The sequence below is a fragment of the Methylobacterium sp. WL119 genome, assembly GCF_008039875.1.
Lineage (GTDB): Bacteria > Pseudomonadota > Alphaproteobacteria > Rhizobiales > Beijerinckiaceae > Methylobacterium.
In genome coordinates this window covers 1-16,074 of record NZ_VRUU01000052.1, presented here as the reverse complement: position 1 = coordinate 16,074, position 16,074 = coordinate 1, and the positions used below count along the sequence as shown (strand labels likewise).

Genomic DNA, 16,074 nt, shown 5'->3' with positions numbered 1-16,074 from the left:
ACGCGATCCGATCAAGCGGTGCCGGCGACGGGCCGGAGGGTTAGGCTCAGGGCCTGGCATTCCGCGGCGACGGTGCGGCGGAAGCTCAGGAGGAATCTGCGGATCCAGTCCTCGGGAATGCCGGCGGTCCGGTATTCGCTGGCGACCGCATCGGCGGCGCCCAGCATGCGACGGGTCAGGCGCTCGACGTGCTCGACGTCGTCCATCTCCGCCTGGCTGAGCGAGTTCATGTGCAGCCGGAAGGCTTCCATCGCCTCGACAGCCATCGCGTGCCCGGCATTCTTCAGGTCGCGGCGGGTGCGGAGCGGGATGGCCATGGTGGCACCACGAGAGAAGAAGATGCCAGCCACGCCCCGCGAGTAACAGGGCCGCCGGCGCTCGGTGTTTCAGCCACCGCCGAGTGGGCGCAGGCCGCGGGAAATGCGCACCCCGACAAGCTCGATCAGGCTGGCATGGCCGGCCGGATGTAGCCAATCGCGCGGCTACTGACGCGATTTAGAAGCGCGTCACCCCTAAGCACGTAGGGGACTTGCTCCGCTGTCACCTCGCACTCAATTTGCCGACCTTGCTTCATGAAAGCTAGTTCGTCCGCATTCATCCCAAACTGCGCCACCACAGAGCCGCCGTGATATTGCTCGCCATCAACGAACCATTTGTAAGACAGTTTTGGAACTGGAAAGCCAGCGTAAGTGCCGGGCAAGCAAGTCACTTTGGATCCCATGCGGGGCACATCGGCGAACCGCGGATCCGACTGTATGAATGGCCACGTAGTAACTGAGTTTTGTTCTTGCGTAATCCAATGGTCTGCAGACCACTGCAGCAACTGGCCTTCGACAAGATCGTAGATCAACCCCTTGTCTGTCGCTCCCAGTTTAGGCCGGGCTTCTTCTGAGGGGCAAAACGGGATCGATAACGACGGATCATAACGGAACGCGCCGAAAATGTAGGCCTGGAGTGCCATTTCACCGACTCCGGACATTTGAGTCTCCCTCAGCGTAATTTCGGAGGCCGACCGCGGCGGCGCGGGGCGGCCAGATCGGCGGATGGCTCGGGCGCGGCCGGGATCTCGATAACCGGAGCGGGCAGGGCCTCCGGCTCCGGGCTGGCGGGCGCCGCCGGGGCGCGTTCGCCCTCGACGTGCTCCACCAGGCCGTTGCCGTGGAGCTCCAGCATTCGGGATCGCGAGACCGGGTAGGCCTCACTCTCCGGGTGCTTCAGGTCCGACCCCTCCAGGAAGGTCCGGACCGGCTGCACCATCACGGTATCGTCCGACATCGCGATGGATCCGATCAGCCTGCCAGCGACGCGGTGAGATCGCCCGTTACGAACGAGGCTGGCCGACGGCAGGTGAAGGCGAGACGCTCCTCCGCGCGCAGCGTGATCAGGTTGCGCCGGAAGTTGTCCGAGTCCTCGCTCGACGCGACCACCTCGACGCCGAGGCGGTCGAAGATCTGCGCCTGCGTCCGGAACGGGCCGATCAAAAACTTGCCCATCGGCATCCGGTTCGTCGCGACCACCGGTGTGTTCCAGATGCGCTGAGCGATCTCAGCCTCGAAGGGCGAGTTGCCGACGTAGCGGCCGGTCGAGTCTCGGATGCTCTGCAGACGCCGCCAGTCGACGGCGTTAAGCACCATGCCGTCGACCTTCCAGTTCAGAGCCTCCACCTGCGCGATGGCCTGGATCAGCACGTCGAGCGGCGTCGCGTTGCTGGTCGCCCACTGCTTCACGAAGGCGGACGCCTGCGGCACCAGGCCAAGCAGGTTCTGGCCGGTGCCGTCGCCGAAGAGGAGCTGAGCGTCCTCCTGGTCGGCGAGGCCGGCGCGCGCCTCGGCGTCGATCGTGGCCGCCAGGGCCGGCGCGTCGTCCATGATCTGCCGGGTCGCGAGAAAGAAGTGCGCGATCGTCCGTACCGGGGCGACCACCTCCTCGAAGTTCGCGTCGCTCTGAGGCTTCAGCGCGCCCTCGGCGACGGACGCCGCGTTGTTTGTGCGTCCGGTCATCCGCGGGTAGCTGACGGCATTACTCGAGGTCGTGCCGGGGGCGACAAGATCGCGAACCGAAGGCTGGACCCAGGGGAGCAGCGCCGGGTTGTCGACGCGCCGATCCACCGGGACGAGCGAAGCCCCTGAACCGCTGACACTGGTCAGGTTCTTGTGCTCGATCTCCGTCGCGGCGACGACGGCGTGATAACGCCGGCCCTGCCGATCGCGGGAGCCCTCGGCGCTCTTGTATTCCTCGCTCTCGACGAAGCGCTGCCCCCAACTCTTGAGCACGGCCGGGCCGCCGGCGCCGCCGCGGCGAGCAGCCATTTGCTCGACCTCGGCTAGGCGACTGTCGAAGCCGGCGAGCCGCTGGCGAGACTCGTCGCCGAAGGATTTGACCTCGACCAGCTTGTCCTTGAGGGCGGCGGCCGCGGCCTTGAACTCGGCCACGCCGATCTCAGTGTGAGCATCGAAGGCGACGCGGATGCCGCCGATCTCACAGGCGAGGAAGGAGGCGTGGAAGGCGCCGAAGCGCGGGGGGAGGGCTCGGTTCATAGGTACGCTCACAACGGGCCCGGCGCGCGGCTCGGGCTGGGATGGTGCCGCTGTGACGTGATTCAGGACGTGCACGGAGCGGCGCGGAAACGAGGCTTGCGCCTCCAGCTTCCCCAGTCGCCCACTCGTCCCGAGTGGCTGCTACCTGAGTCTTCCCGCTTCCCCTCATCGTCCCGATGAGCTGTTCCGCGAGGCGTGGGGGCCTATGCTGACCCGCCTCGTCCCGAGGCGCTGGCCAGCTCTTCCACCACACCCGCTAAGTAGGGGCACCGGGCCGGCAAAGCAACTGTTTGCCGAGCCTGTGGATAACTTGCTCAGTTCATCGGCTTCGATCGCTTTGCAGCGCGCTCCGGCGAGGCGTCGACCAATCCCTCGCCAACGATCGTCAGCCGCGAGCCGAATTTGAATTCTCCCTCGATCTGAATTCCAAGGCTGCCGACCGCCATTATTCCGGTCTCGATCGCTTGGACTGGCGACATGCCATTTTCCATAGCGCGCTGCAGTGCCGACAGAATCTCATTGCCGAGGGCGTGGGCGTTCGCGTCGTCGCTCATCTGGTCTGCTCCATTTTTTCGCGCTGGGTGGATTTAATTAAATTGGAAAAGAAGGGCGGCCCAGAATTCCGAGTGACGGAATCTCGTTTCGTTTAATCGGCGGCCACTAGGGTTACTCCCTCAACCCGCCTTCAAAAGCGAAAGCCACCCCTGGGGTCCGATTTTCTGGGCTGGGCCTGCAAAATGTAAAACCTCTCGGTGGCTACCCGTGTGATGGGTGCCCCTCCTCGACCGGCAAGAATCGACCCCACCCCTCCCATCATGACCGGAGCCGTTCGCCGCGGACTCGCCCCGTCTTCGTGGTGTGGCACGAGGGGCAGAGGACGCGCAGGTTGCTGCGGTCGAGCGGCGCGCCGCCGTCCTTCAACTCCACCACATGGTCGACGTAGACGCGGCCAGGCTGGGCGCCGCAGTCCTCGCATTGCCGACCACGCTCAGCGACGACGGCCTTGCGGAGATCCTGCCATGCTGTGGAGCCGTAGAACGGATCCTGCTGACGGATGGCGCGGCCCGTTCGGATGTCGGTGGGCGGCGGGCATGTTCGGAACTCTGCAGTCGGGACCAGCGGCTTCAGCTTGCCGAGACGGGCCATGGGTATCCCTCCTTATTGGATTGGCGAAGGCAATTGAGCAGCGGAAGGCAGCGCGGGGTGCACTAGCCCGGAATCAGGCGCAGCAACGCGGATGCGGTCGCAGTCCGGGCGTAGGCGTCAGGCTCATTGGTGGCGGGCTGGTGCGCTTCAGTGAGCGCTAGTGCGGCCTCTGCCTGCCACGCCTGGACTGCCCGGCCATATGCGAGACGGTCGGCATCGCCAGCCTTCTCAGCTTCTCGGGTGTCGACGTGTAGGATCGGAGCACGCCGAATGAGGTCTGCGAGCCAAGAAAGATCAGGCATGGCAATTCACCTCCTCGAGTGGACGCTGTGCGAGCTCGTCGACAAGCCGGCTGATTTCCTGATCGCTCATGCCGATATCGCCAGCGGTGCAGATGACGCCGAGAGATGTCGGTCGGACGCCCGCCGCGGTCAGGTCTGCGAGTATGTGGGCAAGGGCTGGCGATGGCTCAGTGGTTGGCATGTCGGGTACTCCGAATGTAGGCGCAGGCATGCAGCCCGCGGCAATGCCGGGTGGCGCTAGTGGTGCAGATATTGTGGGCGTGCTGGTCGGCTCGAGGCACGACTTCGACTGTGCTGGAACGATGCCTTTCGTCCCGCCGGATCGCAACCTCGACTTCCGGAAGTCAGCTAATTCAACTTCCCGGCAATCGGCGCCGAAGCCGTTGCCTTGATTTGGCTAAGTGACCATCACTCACTGCATCAGTCAATTTTTCTTGGTTTGTGCGGCTTGCCAGTTAATTTTTCTTGAGAATACGGCTTTTAGGCTCGAGGCGTAATCCGCTGTGTCAGCGCTGCCACTCTGTTCTGGCAATTGAGGCAGAGGTCATTGCAGTAGCCATCACGGCCTTGAAAGCCGAAAATCAGAATGCGAATAATTCCTTGGGAAATGGCCAGGAAATCACATGCGACGTTCAATTATCCGCCTTAGCCTAGGCATGGCCGGGCTATTCATTGCCTCTCAAGCTCAAGCCAACTGTGTTGCATTTGAGCAAGACGGCAACAATTGGTTTTTGGTGAGCAGTTGTAGTCATAGAGTGACTGTTAAGTGGCACGATCAGGGCAACTGTTCTAGCGGGTGCGGGGCGGTCGTAGGAGGATTTCAGCGTCAAACGATCAACCGTCCGAAAGGGCGATATACTTATAGCGAATGCGACGGATACTGCTAACTATATTTTATAAAATTGAATATCTGATTTCCATTTATGCAAGCATTTCAATATTCAATATTTTGGTAACTCCATCGAATAGCAGGCCGCCGCTTTGCGGCGGCCTGTCGTGTCTCACTCGTATTTAATGGAGCAACGCGAGGTATGGGGCGACGGCCTGGAATGAATACGCGTAGGCCGCAGGATAGGACGCATTGAGGTCTGAGTCCTCGCCGTAAAGGTGCCCCCAGAACTCAGCGAGGTTCATCCCCGGCTCGGCGTCAGGACCCGTCGCATACTCGGTCTGCCGCATTCGACGTGCGAGCTCGAGCGGGCCGCGATGCGCCGCCTCGGCGAGAGCGAGCAATTCGGATCGATCGCTGATTGCCTCGAAAGCGCGGACCGCTTCGAATTGCGCAACCGCCCATTCCTGCTCGGGTGAGCCGTCCGACATCCAGGGGTGCATGTGCTTTCGCACTGTCATGACGCACGCCCTCCGATCGCAGGGCGGCGCTTGGTGCGGCGCTCGACGACTACAGGGGGGTGAGGTGCTGGCACCTGCACGGCAGGCGGTGGGGACGGCTCGGCTTCAATGATGGGTTCGGCGGCCACCACCTCGACAGGTGGAGGCAGCACAGCGTCGACCTCGCAGAACACCGCGAACTCGCTACCGAGCCGCTCGGCCATAACCACGGCCTGAGCTTTTGCCTCGGCGCACGTCCCGTGCTCGTAAGGTGTCTTGCCGAGGGTGATCAGGCGTCCCGTCCGGTCATCACGCCGGACGATGAGAAAGCCACCTCGGATCGTCGCCGGTGGCTTATTGGGGTTGGGCGTCGGCACGTTTGTGGCGAAAGCCCTCTTTGCATCAGCGCTCATCAAGCCTGCCCCCCGACTTCGAGACGGTCGCCGATGTCCTGCAGGCGTTCGAGCTGCGCCAGGTCATCGGCAATTCGAGACAGGAGCGAAGCACGGAGCGTCTGAAGTGCCGACCGCTCGGGATCAGCGTCGCGCATCGCGGCGATCGCGACCGTGACAGGGCCACGCTGAAGTGCGTGCGGGTCGGCCGGAGCCGTGATATCGATATTCATGATCGGATTTCCTGCTGTGGGGGTTTGGTCGAGGCTCGGGGGCGCTGGCCGGCGCTTCCCGAGCCGCTTCGTTCAGCGTCGGGCCGTTGCCGCAAGCTGATTGGCGAGATTGCCGAGTTCGACGATCATCCCCGCCGTGACCGCACCATGGGCGTAGGATTGCGTTTCGACAGCCTCGAGAGCTGCTCGGGTCGCCAGAGGGCAGACGGTCTGCTCAACCCAAATCCCGAACTGCAGCGCGGCCATCATCATCAGCACGAGCGTCCGGTGATCTACGGGGGGATTATTCCAGTCGTCGCCGATGCAGACGGAATCCAGCAGTTGCTCGAATTCGGTGCCGCTGAAATCACGGCGGCCCGCATTGGCGTAACTCTTCTGCGCCATCACAACGGCCATCGTGACCGCCGGGTGGATCAGAGGCGAGACGCGGTGAACGTCCTTTTCTTTTTCTGACATAGCTTTCTCCTGTCCTCGATAGCGCGAGGTCGCACAGCCGCGGTGACGGCCGATCTGGGAATGGTGCTGGATGCTTGTCGCGTGAGGCGCTCGGCGCTCTACGGACTGGCATATTAGATGTGTACCTGAGGGCGGACCGTGAGAATGCCAAAACCGGGCTTCACAGTCCGCGCTGAGATACCGTTTTAGGAATTGATGACCTCAGCGGTCCGCCCTGAGGTACCGACTGTCCGCCCTCAGGTACCGACTGTACCCCAGCGCGGACCGTCAAATCCTTTCCAGGCGTCCAACTCATGAAGCGCTTGGTCGGCAATTCACCGGACACATTCCATTCGTGTTCGGTCAGCCGCCATTCGGTTGCTCGGCCGTCCTTCCGCCCATCGAAGCTGCCGCGAATAACGATCTCGATAAAGCCGTGCACCTCCAATTCCTGAAAGGCTTTGGCCGCGGTCGTTTTTCCAATCTGCAGATTTTCGCAGGCCTGCCGCACCGAGAGGATGATCCGGCCATTGTTGATACCGCGGTATTTCTGCTTCAGCAGAATGTAGAGGGCCCGTGCGTCCGTGCTGAGATCCGTCCAGGCCTTAGAGTCGGTAAGCCATTCGTAGAGGCGCAGGTGAGGCTTTTCCTTTTTCGGATTGCCCTTCGTGTCCGCGTGCTTCACGCCGCGCCCCCCTGGCTGATCAGGAGGCGCCACAGATGCGCTCGGATGGCGCCCTCGTAGGATCCAACCTCGGACCGAATAAGCGGCTCCGCAACGCCTTTCTTCCGAAGCCCGTCCTCGAGCCGGCGGAGCTGTTCGCGAAGGTGTCCCTCGGCATGGTTGGCCGGGACCGAGACCATGTAGCGGGCCGTTTTCCTGATCTGCGGCAGCCGCCGAGCGAACCGGAAGGGCAGGACGATCGCGGTCACGCTGCGCTCTCCTGGGCTTCGATCCACCGAAGGATCGTGCTGCGCCGCGCGCAAAGGGTCCCGCCGAGTCGGAAGGTCGGAAGACCTAGCTTGTCGGCGGCATGGTAGACCCGGCGCTTGTTCGTCTCGGTCGCATCGCCAAACATGAACTTGGCGATTGCCTCAGCACCGGTCATCATATCCTCGGCGAGAGGCAAGCCGGTATCGTTCGCGCCGGATGGGCGCGTTGTGACATTGGTCATCCTGTGCTCCTGCTAGTTGGTCAATATTGATCCGACAGCGAGAATAGTTCTGAAGGAAATCCTCACCCGCTCATCGCGGTCTCCACTCACCGGCCATTTTGCTCGATGATCCCAAAATTCTACCGTTGCTATCGGCTCAGCTTCATCTGCGATGACACTACCTTTCACACCCTGTGATGCCTGGTCTTGTATCAAGACGGAAACATTGCGGTAAGGCCGACTAAAAGTAATCTCTGAATAAATAATTTCATCAATTTTGGCGCGGTGGATTTCACATAATTGCTGAAATTCACCTGAAATTACGCCCTCGAAATAATGAGATGATCGAAACAACTCTTCCTCAAGCCGACTGAGCTCATTATCTTTGTGCCGCCCCAGCTCTATAAGCGCCTCAAGGGACTCACCGAAGGTAGTTCCTTTCGAAAACGCCAAAGCCATCTTGTCTGCGCGTCGGAGATCAGCCTTCCCGCACGGTAGAGATCGATAGGCTAGCACTGAGACGGATCCGTCCTTCGCACTTGTCGCAGCGTTGACTCCGATCAGCAGGTTGGCAGCGTCAGCGTTGCTCATATGAGCCGCTCCACGTCCTCTTCCCGCTTGGGTGATCAAGCCGGCCTCTCGGAGATGTCGGGCGACCCACCCGACCTGAACCTCATCAATCCCTTCGACATCGGCGACCGCCTTCACGAGGGCGCTAAGCAGTGCCATGCGCTGCTGTCCTTTTATATGAGCCATGCTCTGATGAAGCGTCAAGCGGTTTTATGAGTGACACTCCGATAAAATCCATTACGCTCTAAACGGGGTGGTTGGAACTGCCTTTTTGGAGGGCCGGAATGGCGACGATTCGAAAGCGGACACTACCGAGCGGCAAGACCGCTTGGTTGGCGAGCTACAACGACAGCGGCGGCGAGCGACGGTTCAAGCAATTCCCGACCAGGAAGGAGGCCGACGCCTTCCTGGTCCGCGTGCGAGGCGAGGTGGCCACCGGGAGCCACGTTCCGGATCGGGCGGCGAGTTCGGTGGATCAGGCCTACGGGCTGCTCATTACGGCCCTGGAGGCGGACCAGGCGGCCGGGGCAACGCTCCATAACTACCGGGTCTATTACCGGAACCACGTCGGACCGTTTCTCGGCACGCGGCTGCTGCCGAAGCTCCACCCGGCCGACATCGGCGACTGGCTCGAGAGGCTGAAGGCCGAGGGTCGGACGGATGACACCTGCCGACGGGCCCGGATCGTCCTCGGCGCCATCTACGATGAGGCCATTCGGCGCCGGTTGGCCTACGTGAACCCGGTCCGGTCGCTGCGCAGCCGCCGGAAGACGCGGCGCGCGGAGATCCGCCAAGCCGAGGGCACGGTGCGCATCCCCGAGCGTGACGTCGTGCGGGCCCTGCTGGCGACAGCGGCCGACACCGATGCCCTGTTCCTCATCGCGCGTGAGCGGACGGCTTCCGGGCTTCGCACAATCGAAGTTCTTCGTACCGACGCGGCTCATCCGATCCGGGCCCTACGTGCATTCCGCGCCGAGCATCCCGACGCGCTGGTGGACAGCTTCCACGCGACGCCCTGGCTTCGGCCGTTCCTCGCGACGATGGCGCTTGCCGGCCTGCGGATCGGAGAGGCGAGGGGGCTCGACTGGCGCCGCGTCCGTCCGGAGGATCTCCAGGTGCGCGAGGCCGTCGACCGCTACAACGCCCTCGACGCAGTGAAGACGGTGGCGGCCCTGCGCAGCGTCCCGGTCGGCCCGCAGCTCGCCGCGATCCTCTCCAACTGGAAGGCCAAGAGCGGCCGCGCTGGCGGACTGGTCTACCCTTCGGAGAAGGGCACGCCGATCGGCTATCCGAACATCGTGAACCGCCAGCTTGCGCCGCTGCAAATCGCCCTCGGCATTGTCGCCGCCGACGGCACGCCGCGGTGGACGGCGCACAGCTTCCGGCATTTCGCCGTCAGCCTCTGGATTGATGAGGGCGCCGCGATCAAGCAAGTGTCCGAATGGGCCGGGCACGAGTCGCCCGAGTTCACGCAGCGGGTCTACGGTCACCTGTTCGATGCCGGCCGGACAGACCGCCGGGCGATCACAGCGGGCGAGCTTTCGGTGCTCGGCGCGGCTGTAACTGCAACATCGACGCAACACGGCAACGACAACGCTTCCGAAACCCAAGCCTCAGCAATAGCTTAGTTCTGCGCCTTGGCCGCCTTCTAAGCGGCAGGTCGTTGGTTCGAGCCCAACCGGGGTCGCCACCGCTCCGTGCGGCCGCAGACGGCGCGAGACGCTGTCGGCATCGGCACCCAATCATCGTCCGGTTCTTCGATTCGGCATCGCGTCTGCTGCCGCCTCTGCCCCGCACCGCATCGTCGACCAGGGCATCTCCGATACCTCCTTCGGACGATCGGGACTGTTGGAAGGGTTCCGCGTGAGGAAGCCCCGCGGGACTTGGCACCCAATCGCAGGATCGACAATCATCAAAAATTAAGACAAGTCCGCCGCGATTGCGTTACTTGGGTCTCGTCAACTCAGTTCAAACTTGGAGGCACCAATGATCCCTTATCGCGTGAGCGTGCTGGCACCCAACGCCGACGACGACCGAAGCCATAAGGTGATGGTGTTCGGCACCTATGCCGACACCGATGGCGAGGCCTTGCGGACCGTGTCCGGCGCGATGCCGGACGGGTGGCGGGTGGATCGCATTGCCGGTCTTCTGTCTCGGGCCGAGGTCGAACAGCTGCGCCTCGCTCACGGCGAGGTCCGCGAAGTCTCGTCCTTCACCATCGATGGCTTGCTGACGCCCGAGGATGCGCTCTATGCCAGCCAAGAGCGTTCGCGGCCCGAAGCGCCGTGAGTGCCCGGTGAGCCGGATGGCGGGCTCATCGCGGGGCGAACACGGTGATGTTGCTGTTGAGCTGATACGTTCCGGTCGGCGGCGTGTTCACGAAGCGCAGGTAGATCGGGCTCTCGCCGAGGATCGCGCCGAAGGACGGCGTGACCGGCATCGGAAAGCACTTGGCGAGGGCCGCGTCGGCCGCCTCCTGATAGTGCCGCTGCGCCTCGGCATCGCCCTTGAGCTGGCGCGCGATGATGCGCGGCGTGCCGCGGATCGCCCCCGTCTTGTCGAGGCCGAAGCGGTAGGCGAGGAGCGAGCCGTCCGTGCCAGCCGGCACCGTCCAGCACGTCGCGAGGGCGGACCGCATGTCCGCCCAGTTGTTGGCTCGCGCTCGCGCTTCGGGTTCCGCCCCGGCCGGCCCGGCGATGCCGCAGAGCACCGCCGCGGCGGCGGCGAGACGGGCGGGGACGGTTCGCATCGGCGAGCGCTCCTGTGGGAACGGCGCCCCTTCGCGCCATCCGCGTCAACGTGCCGAAGGCCGCTCGGGCTTCACGTCCGTCGCGTTCCGCGCGCCTCACCGCTTTCCCCCTCGGATCAGCCGGAGACCGCCCATGCCCGGCGGCAGGTCGGGCGGACCCGCCCGGTCGAGGTCCGGAAAGTGGGCCTGGCACCTTGGCACGTACTGGTTGCCCCTTCGCGCGCCCGGTCGTTCCCGCCAGGGGCAATCGAGGGCGATGCGCTCCAGCACGTCCGCCAGCGGGGTCTCCGGGCCGAACTTCGCCGCAAGGCGCGCGAGGCGGTAGCTCCCGCTCCGGTGCGGGCAAAGGGTGCAGGCCACCCGGACGACGATGAAGGGGTAGGCCGCGAGGCATGGGACCTCTGGCCGTCTCGGTGGCACCGCATCGACTCCCTGGCTCAACCCACGGTGAGAACGAACAAGGAACGAGGCATGCCACCATTGGTTCGGTCAAGCTCGCTCCCGACATGCCTCCGGGATCTGTCCCGGGCTTGGCCGCAGGGCGGGGCGGCGACCGGGTGGCGAACTGGTCCGGCGGATGCTTAGAGACCCGCCCGCCACCGCAGGGATGCCGATGCACTGGCCCGCCGCCTACGCCGACTTCAACGTCTTCCGTCGCCGCCGGAGGCCCGAGCTGCGCTGCGCCGTCCGGCAGGATCGTCCGGTCCCGCGCTTCATCGACGGCGCGATCTGGGAGTTCAGCGGCACCGTGGTGGGCGAGCGGCCGCCGGCCGGCTTCCAGTCGCTGGAGGCCCATGAGGCGATGCTTTCGGCCGGCTACTACCTGTTCCGGTCGCCCGGCGCGCGGAACTGATGGCGGCCCTTCACACCGCGTCCACCTCCTCGAGATCGAGCGTGAGGGTGGCCCGCATGACGACCTTGCCGTTCTGGTCCCGGACGATGGCGAGGTAGTCCTGTCGGTCCGAGACGGCGTCGAGCAGCTGGGCCACCCGCCGCATCACCTGCACCAGCCGCGCCTGCGCGGCCGCGATGTCGGGGAGGTCGAAGCCCTGGGTGTCGCGGACGAAGTTCGTTCCGTCGTGAAGGTCGATGTAGAACAGCGGCATCGCGCGCACCTGCCGTCGGCAAGCCCGCTCCGTACTACGCAGGGGGCGGCGTCCGGTACGGATACGTGGTCGCAGGTCGCACCCGGACCGTGGCGTCGTCGGCCGCGGTGAAACCTCCGCAGGATGCTTCGCATCGCGTGCACGGGAGCCGCTTGGCTGATAGGGTGCGCGCCATGGATGATGCACGCCTCGAAGAGGCTCGCGCCCGGCTCCTCACGATCTCGTCGCTGCCCGACCTGGTGGCCGCCCTGCGGGACACCGCCCGTACGATCGCCGGCGCCGACGGCATCTCGGTGGTGCTGCGGGACGGCGAGTTCTGCCACTACGTCGCCGAGGACGCGATCCGACCGCTGTGGAAGGGGCGCCGCTTCCGGCTGCAGGACTGCATCTCCGGCTGGGTCATGCTGAACAAGCGCCCGGCCGTCGTTCCCTACATTGAAGGCGATCGTCGCCTGCCCGTCGAAGCGTATCTGGCGACGGCGATGTGCAGCCTGGTGATGATCCCGATCGGCGTGCCGGAGCCCGTGGCGGCGCTCGGCGCCTACTGGAGCGCCTGGGTCGAGCCCGACGACGCCACGGTCTCGCGCCTGCAATCGCTCGCCGACATGGCGACGGCAGCGCTCGCGCGCATGCGCCCGGTGGCAGGCGGCGCCCTCCTGGAGCCAGCACTCAGCGCCTGAGCAGGCCCACCCGCATCGGCGTCCCGACGCGTCGCGCAGGATCGAAGCTATGGGCTGCCGGGACGATCCCCGAAGAACGCCCGCGCTGTGCCGGAACGTCGCACCCCGACCCTGGGTTAGCAAACGCGTGGTTCACGCCGAAACCAGGGAGAAACGCCATGAAGATCCTCACGCTGGCTCTCGCCGGCACGCTGATGCTCGGGTCCGCCGCCATTGCGGCGGAGGGCGGCTCGGGCACTACCAAGTCCGGGACCATGAACAGCACCGGCCCGAACGACGCCGGTGCCGGGTCGTCCCCGGGGGCGGCCGGAAGCGGCCCGACAACGGGCGACAAGAGCCGCTCCGGAACGTCCAACAGCACCGGGGCCAACGATGCCGGGGCCGGCTCGACGCCCGGCGCATCCGGGAAGGGCACCGCCGCACCGACCCGCTGAGTCGCGGCCGACCTGAATCGGGTGCCGGGCTCCAGCCCCGGCATCCGCCTGCGATGAGACGCGCCGCCGGTGCGGACTCGACGAACGGTCGAACCTTCGCCCCCCCCGCGCGCGATCGCGAAAGCCCGATCCGCCCCCGGAAGACCGGCCGGCGCGGTGGGCGCCGGGGAACGCACCGCAGCAGCCGACGTTCTAGCCGGGAAGCGCGGCTGTTCGCGCCCGGGTTCTCTCAGAATGTCTACGCCCAACCCCGGTCCGAGGAGCCCGTCGTCGGAGGACGGCTCGGTCGTCTGGATCCTGATGCTGGGATCGGCGCTGATCGCCCTCGTGGCGGCGCAGACCCGGAAAGGCACGCCGGCGGTCCAGCCCGCGGCCGAGCGGGTGGTCGAGCGGCGTCCGCCGCAGCGGGTGGCGCCGAGCGGGCAGGCGGGAGCGCGCTCGCATTCCGGCCGGGCGGCCCAGCGCATCGCCGAGACCCAGCCCGAGCGCGGCCGCGCCGCGACCAACCCGACCGAGATCACCGCCGCCGGCTGGAAGGACGTCGCCGTGCGCACCCTCCTCGAGTTCAACAAGGACCGGGTCCTGTCGGTGGCGGCGGGCGTCACCTTCTACACCCTGCTCTCTCTGTTTCCGGCGGTTGCGGCGCTCGTGTCCTGCTACGGCCTGTTCGCCGACGTGAACGTGATCAACGATCACCTCGTCAGCCTCCAGGGCGTGCTGCCGTCCGGGGCGATCGAGATCATCGGCGACCAGGTCAAGCGCATCGCCGCCAAGGGCGGCGGCACCCTCGGGCTGACGTTCTTCACCAGCCTGGTGCTGTCGCTGTGGAGCGCCAACGCCGCGATGAAGGCGATGTTCGACGCGCTCAACGTCGTCTACGAGGAGGAGGAGAAGCGCAGCTTCGTCATGCTGAACCTGCGCTCGCTCACCTTCACCGTCGGCGCCCTGGTGTTCACGATCTTCGCACTCGCCTCGATCGTGGTGCTGCCGGTGGTGTTCAACTTCATCGGCATCAGCGCCGGCGCCTGGTACGTCGCGGCCCTGCGCTGGCCGGCCCTGGTCCTCGTGCTGCTCGGTGGCCTGTCGCTGCTCTACCGCTACGGCCCAAGCCGCGAGCGGGCGCGTTGGCGCTGGGTCGGCGTCGGCAGCGTGGTCGCCGGCCTGCTCTGGCTCGTCGCCTCGCTGCTGTTCTCCTGGTACGTGGCGAGCTTCGGCAACTACAACGAGACCTACGGGTCGCTCGGCGCGGTGATCGGCTTCATGACCTGGATCTGGATCTCCTCGACGATCGTGCTGCTCGGCGGCGAGATCAATGCCGAGATCGAGCATCAGACCGGGCAGGACACCACGACGGGCGCGGCGCTCCCGCTCGGCGAGCGCGAGGCGCGCATGGCGGACACCGTCGGCGCGGCGGCGTGACGGGCTCGCAGCGTCAGCCCTCCGGCCCCATATCGGGCGGATCATGCATGCGGAGGACGCGATGAGCGGATCGGACACGATGTCGGCGCCGGAGACCCGGACCGAGGCCGAGTGGCGGGCGGTGCTCTCGCCCGAGCAGTATCGGGTGCTGCGCGAGCATGGCACCGAGCGCGCCGGAACGAGCTGCCTGCTGGCCGAGAAGCGTCCCGGCACCTTCACCTGCGCCGGCTGCGGCACGCCACTCTTTGTCAACGAGACCAAGTTCGAGTCCGGCACCGGCTGGCCGAGCTTCTTCGAGCCGCTGCCCGGCGCGGTGGAGACCCAGGTCGACCGCAGCCACTGGATGGTACGCACCGAGGCGCATTGCGCGCGCTGCAAGGGGCATCTCGGCCACGTCTTCGACGACGGCCCGGCGCCGACCGGCCTTCGATACTGCATGAACGGAGCATCCCTGGCGTTCACGCCGAAGGAGCCCGGGCCGGACTCGGTTTGAGGCAGGATAGTAAACGCTATCCAAGGTCCTGCGCCGCCGCGGTCTTGATTTCGGCGGCTTTTTGCTTAGTCCCTGAGTGATCGATGGGCAGCGAAGGCCCTGTCCGAAGCGGACGTGACGCGTGCGCCGCCAGGATCGACCCGCGGGACGGCCTCGCGCTCTGCGTGTGGCGCGGCCTTTCCAGCGGTCTTCGTCGCACGGAGCAGAACGGGCCGAACGGCCGGCGGTCACCGACCGCCGGAGCGTCCTTGAGCGGAGGTTGAGTATGAGCGTCGTCCGGCGGTTTCTCGTGGCACCGGCCCTGGTGCGTCTGATCCGCAAGGAGCGCGGCGGCGCCCGTATCACCGAAGGCTACTTCGCGCCGCAGGGCGGGCGGACCTCGTTCGTCCGGGTCGACGGGCAGCAATGCCATCTCGTCCTGATCACCAAGGATGCGGAGGGCGCCTCCGCCGAGGAACGCACGGACGTGCCCCGCGCGCACGGCGACGCGCTGCTCGACGTCTGCTCCGGCAAGGCCGCCTACGACCGTACGGCGGTGTCGCTCGGGACGAAGGAGGCGGTGATCGACCGCTACGTCAGCCCGGGCAGCCTGGATCTCGTCAGCGTCACCTTCGACGAGGCCGGCGAGGCGTCGGCCTTCACCGCGCCGACCTGGTTCGGTCGCGACGTGACCGAGGATGCCGCCTATGACCGCCAGGCGCTGGCGCTCCAGGGCATTCCCTCCACCGGCGAGATCGGCCTGAGCAACGCCGCCCTCGATGCCGTCCTCGACCTGATCGAGCCGCGCTTCGGCTTCGGCCGCTACGGTGCCAACACGCGCTCGGGCGAGAAGCCCGCCGAGAAGGACGGCGTCGTCGACGCGCTGCGCCGGATCGCGGGCACCGGTGCGCCGGCCGCCGCTCCGGTGGCCGCCGCCGTCGCCGCGGCTCCCCCCCCCCCCCCCCCCCCCCCCCCCCCCCCCCCCCCCCCCCCCCCCCCCCCCCCCCCCCCCCCCCCCCGCCCCCCCCCCCCCCCCCCCCCCCCCCCCCCCCCCCCCCCCCCCCCCCCCCCCCCCCCCCCCCCCCCCCCCCCCCCCCCCCCCCCCCCCCCCCCCCC

At 66.0% G+C, this 16,074-nt stretch carries 26 protein-coding genes; 8 read left to right on the top strand and 18 right to left on the bottom strand.

The features are described 5' to 3' along the window. Positions 1 to 11: 11 nt before the first annotated feature. The 15 genes from FV227_RS17895 to FV227_RS17825 form a co-directional block, all read right to left on the bottom strand. A complete protein-coding gene (locus FV227_RS17895; RefSeq protein WP_147859588.1) occupies positions 12 to 317 on the bottom strand; it encodes a hypothetical protein in 306 nt (101 codons plus the stop codon). Positions 318 to 442: 125 nt separating this feature from the next. Next, complete coding sequence (locus FV227_RS17890) at positions 443 to 961, bottom strand: hypothetical protein (RefSeq protein WP_147859587.1); 519 nt, start codon at positions 959 to 961, stop codon at positions 443 to 445. A 29-nt stretch (positions 962 to 990) separates the two neighbouring features. Then, entirely contained in the window at positions 991 to 1,275 is a 285-nt protein-coding gene (locus FV227_RS17885; RefSeq protein ID WP_147859586.1) for a hypothetical protein, read from the bottom strand. A gap of 14 nt (positions 1,276 to 1,289) precedes the next feature. Further along, positions 1,290 to 2,537: a phage major capsid protein gene (locus FV227_RS17880; protein ID WP_147859585.1), complete on the bottom strand. Its 1,248-nt coding sequence runs from the start codon at positions 2,535 to 2,537 to the stop codon at positions 1,290 to 1,292. A 314-nt stretch (positions 2,538 to 2,851) separates the two neighbouring features. Beyond that, complete coding sequence (locus FV227_RS17875) at positions 2,852 to 3,091, bottom strand: hypothetical protein (protein ID WP_147859584.1); 240 nt, start codon at positions 3,089 to 3,091, stop codon at positions 2,852 to 2,854. 259 nt (positions 3,092 to 3,350) lie between these two features. After that, positions 3,351 to 3,683 carry an HNH endonuclease signature motif containing protein gene (locus tag FV227_RS17870; protein WP_147859583.1) on the bottom strand — a complete coding sequence of 111 codons (333 nt, stop codon included), beginning with the start codon at positions 3,681 to 3,683 and terminating at the stop codon, positions 3,351 to 3,353. Between the two features lie 294 nt (positions 3,684 to 3,977). Continuing rightward, the gene (locus FV227_RS17865; RefSeq protein ID WP_147859582.1) at positions 3,978 to 4,166 is read right to left on the bottom strand and encodes a hypothetical protein; all 189 of its coding nucleotides are present in this window, start codon (positions 4,164 to 4,166) and stop codon (positions 3,978 to 3,980) included. Positions 4,167 to 4,996: 830 nt separating this feature from the next. Further along, positions 4,997 to 5,317, bottom strand: coding sequence for a hypothetical protein (locus tag FV227_RS17860; RefSeq protein ID WP_147859581.1), 321 nt, complete (start codon positions 5,315 to 5,317; stop codon positions 4,997 to 4,999). 14 nt (positions 5,318 to 5,331) lie between these two features. Beyond that, on the bottom strand, positions 5,332 to 5,727 hold the full coding sequence (locus FV227_RS17855; RefSeq protein WP_147859580.1) for a hypothetical protein: 396 nt from the start codon (positions 5,725 to 5,727) through the stop codon (positions 5,332 to 5,334). Beyond that, a complete protein-coding gene (locus tag FV227_RS17850; RefSeq protein WP_147859579.1) occupies positions 5,727 to 5,939 on the bottom strand; it encodes a hypothetical protein in 213 nt (70 codons plus the stop codon). Before FV227_RS17850 ends, FV227_RS17855 begins: the two co-directional genes overlap by 1 nt. 72 nt (positions 5,940 to 6,011) lie before the next feature. Then, complete coding sequence (locus FV227_RS17845; RefSeq protein WP_147859578.1) at positions 6,012 to 6,395, bottom strand: hypothetical protein; 384 nt, start codon at positions 6,393 to 6,395, stop codon at positions 6,012 to 6,014. Positions 6,396 to 6,555: 160 nt separating this feature from the next. Beyond that, positions 6,556 to 7,059 carry a hypothetical protein gene (locus tag FV227_RS17840; protein ID WP_147859577.1) on the bottom strand — a complete coding sequence of 168 codons (504 nt, stop codon included), beginning with the start codon at positions 7,057 to 7,059 and terminating at the stop codon, positions 6,556 to 6,558. Beyond that, positions 7,056 to 7,307 (bottom strand): DUF6074 family protein, encoded by a 252-nt coding sequence (locus FV227_RS17835; RefSeq protein ID WP_147859576.1) that lies wholly within the window; start codon positions 7,305 to 7,307, stop codon positions 7,056 to 7,058. The genes FV227_RS17840 and FV227_RS17835 overlap by 4 nt, the downstream gene beginning before the upstream one ends. Next, positions 7,304 to 7,549, bottom strand: coding sequence for a DNA-binding protein (locus tag FV227_RS17830; protein WP_147859575.1), 246 nt, complete (start codon positions 7,547 to 7,549; stop codon positions 7,304 to 7,306). The genes FV227_RS17835 and FV227_RS17830 overlap by 4 nt, the downstream gene beginning before the upstream one ends. 12 nt (positions 7,550 to 7,561) lie before the next feature. Next, positions 7,562 to 8,257, bottom strand: a complete 696-nt coding sequence (locus FV227_RS17825; RefSeq protein ID WP_147859574.1) for a hypothetical protein — start codon at positions 8,255 to 8,257, stop codon at positions 7,562 to 7,564. A gap of 173 nt (positions 8,258 to 8,430) precedes the next feature. Between FV227_RS17825 and FV227_RS17820 the strand changes: the two genes are divergently transcribed. Then, positions 8,431 to 9,726, top strand: a complete 1,296-nt coding sequence (locus tag FV227_RS17820; protein ID WP_147862882.1) for a site-specific integrase — start codon at positions 8,431 to 8,433, stop codon at positions 9,724 to 9,726. A gap of 358 nt (positions 9,727 to 10,084) precedes the next feature. Then, a complete protein-coding gene (locus tag FV227_RS17815; protein ID WP_147859572.1) occupies positions 10,085 to 10,387 on the top strand; it encodes a hypothetical protein in 303 nt (100 codons plus the stop codon). A gap of 25 nt (positions 10,388 to 10,412) precedes the next feature. On the opposite strand, the gene FV227_RS17810 is transcribed toward FV227_RS17815, so the two are convergent. Together FV227_RS17810 and FV227_RS17805 are read right to left on the bottom strand one after the other, a co-directional pair. Beyond that, complete coding sequence (locus FV227_RS17810) at positions 10,413 to 10,847, bottom strand: hypothetical protein (RefSeq protein WP_147859571.1); 435 nt, start codon at positions 10,845 to 10,847, stop codon at positions 10,413 to 10,415. Positions 10,848 to 10,943: 96 nt separating this feature from the next. Next, positions 10,944 to 11,267 carry a hypothetical protein gene (locus FV227_RS17805; RefSeq protein WP_147859570.1) on the bottom strand — a complete coding sequence of 108 codons (324 nt, stop codon included), beginning with the start codon at positions 11,265 to 11,267 and terminating at the stop codon, positions 10,944 to 10,946. A 193-nt stretch (positions 11,268 to 11,460) separates the two neighbouring features. On the opposite strand from FV227_RS17805, the gene FV227_RS17800 reads away from it, so the two are divergent. Continuing rightward, positions 11,461 to 11,700, top strand: a complete 240-nt coding sequence (locus FV227_RS17800; protein ID WP_147724686.1) for a hypothetical protein — start codon at positions 11,461 to 11,463, stop codon at positions 11,698 to 11,700. Between the two features lie 10 nt (positions 11,701 to 11,710). Here FV227_RS17800 and FV227_RS17795 read toward each other — a convergent pair whose 3' ends face one another. Beyond that, a complete protein-coding gene (locus FV227_RS17795) occupies positions 11,711 to 11,953 on the bottom strand; it encodes a hypothetical protein (RefSeq protein ID WP_147724688.1) in 243 nt (80 codons plus the stop codon). A 173-nt stretch (positions 11,954 to 12,126) separates the two neighbouring features. Here FV227_RS17795 and FV227_RS17790 point away from each other — a divergent pair, with 173 nt between their 5' ends. From FV227_RS17790 to FV227_RS29930, 5 genes are all read left to right on the top strand, one after another. Beyond that, the gene (locus tag FV227_RS17790) at positions 12,127 to 12,633 is read left to right on the top strand and encodes a GAF domain-containing protein (protein ID WP_147724690.1); all 507 of its coding nucleotides are present in this window, start codon (positions 12,127 to 12,129) and stop codon (positions 12,631 to 12,633) included. A gap of 158 nt (positions 12,634 to 12,791) precedes the next feature. Then, on the top strand, positions 12,792 to 13,067 hold the full coding sequence (locus tag FV227_RS17785) for a hypothetical protein (RefSeq protein ID WP_147724692.1): 276 nt from the start codon (positions 12,792 to 12,794) through the stop codon (positions 13,065 to 13,067). Between the two features lie 234 nt (positions 13,068 to 13,301). Beyond that, complete coding sequence (locus tag FV227_RS17780; RefSeq protein WP_246686415.1) at positions 13,302 to 14,486, top strand: YihY/virulence factor BrkB family protein; 1,185 nt, start codon at positions 13,302 to 13,304, stop codon at positions 14,484 to 14,486. A gap of 61 nt (positions 14,487 to 14,547) precedes the next feature. Beyond that, a complete protein-coding gene (gene msrB / locus FV227_RS17775) occupies positions 14,548 to 14,979 on the top strand; it encodes a peptide-methionine (R)-S-oxide reductase MsrB (RefSeq protein WP_147729550.1) in 432 nt (143 codons plus the stop codon). Between the two features lie 265 nt (positions 14,980 to 15,244). Continuing rightward, on the top strand, positions 15,245 to 16,074 hold an 830-nt coding region (locus tag FV227_RS29930; RefSeq protein WP_246688368.1), incomplete at its 3' end, for a hypothetical protein.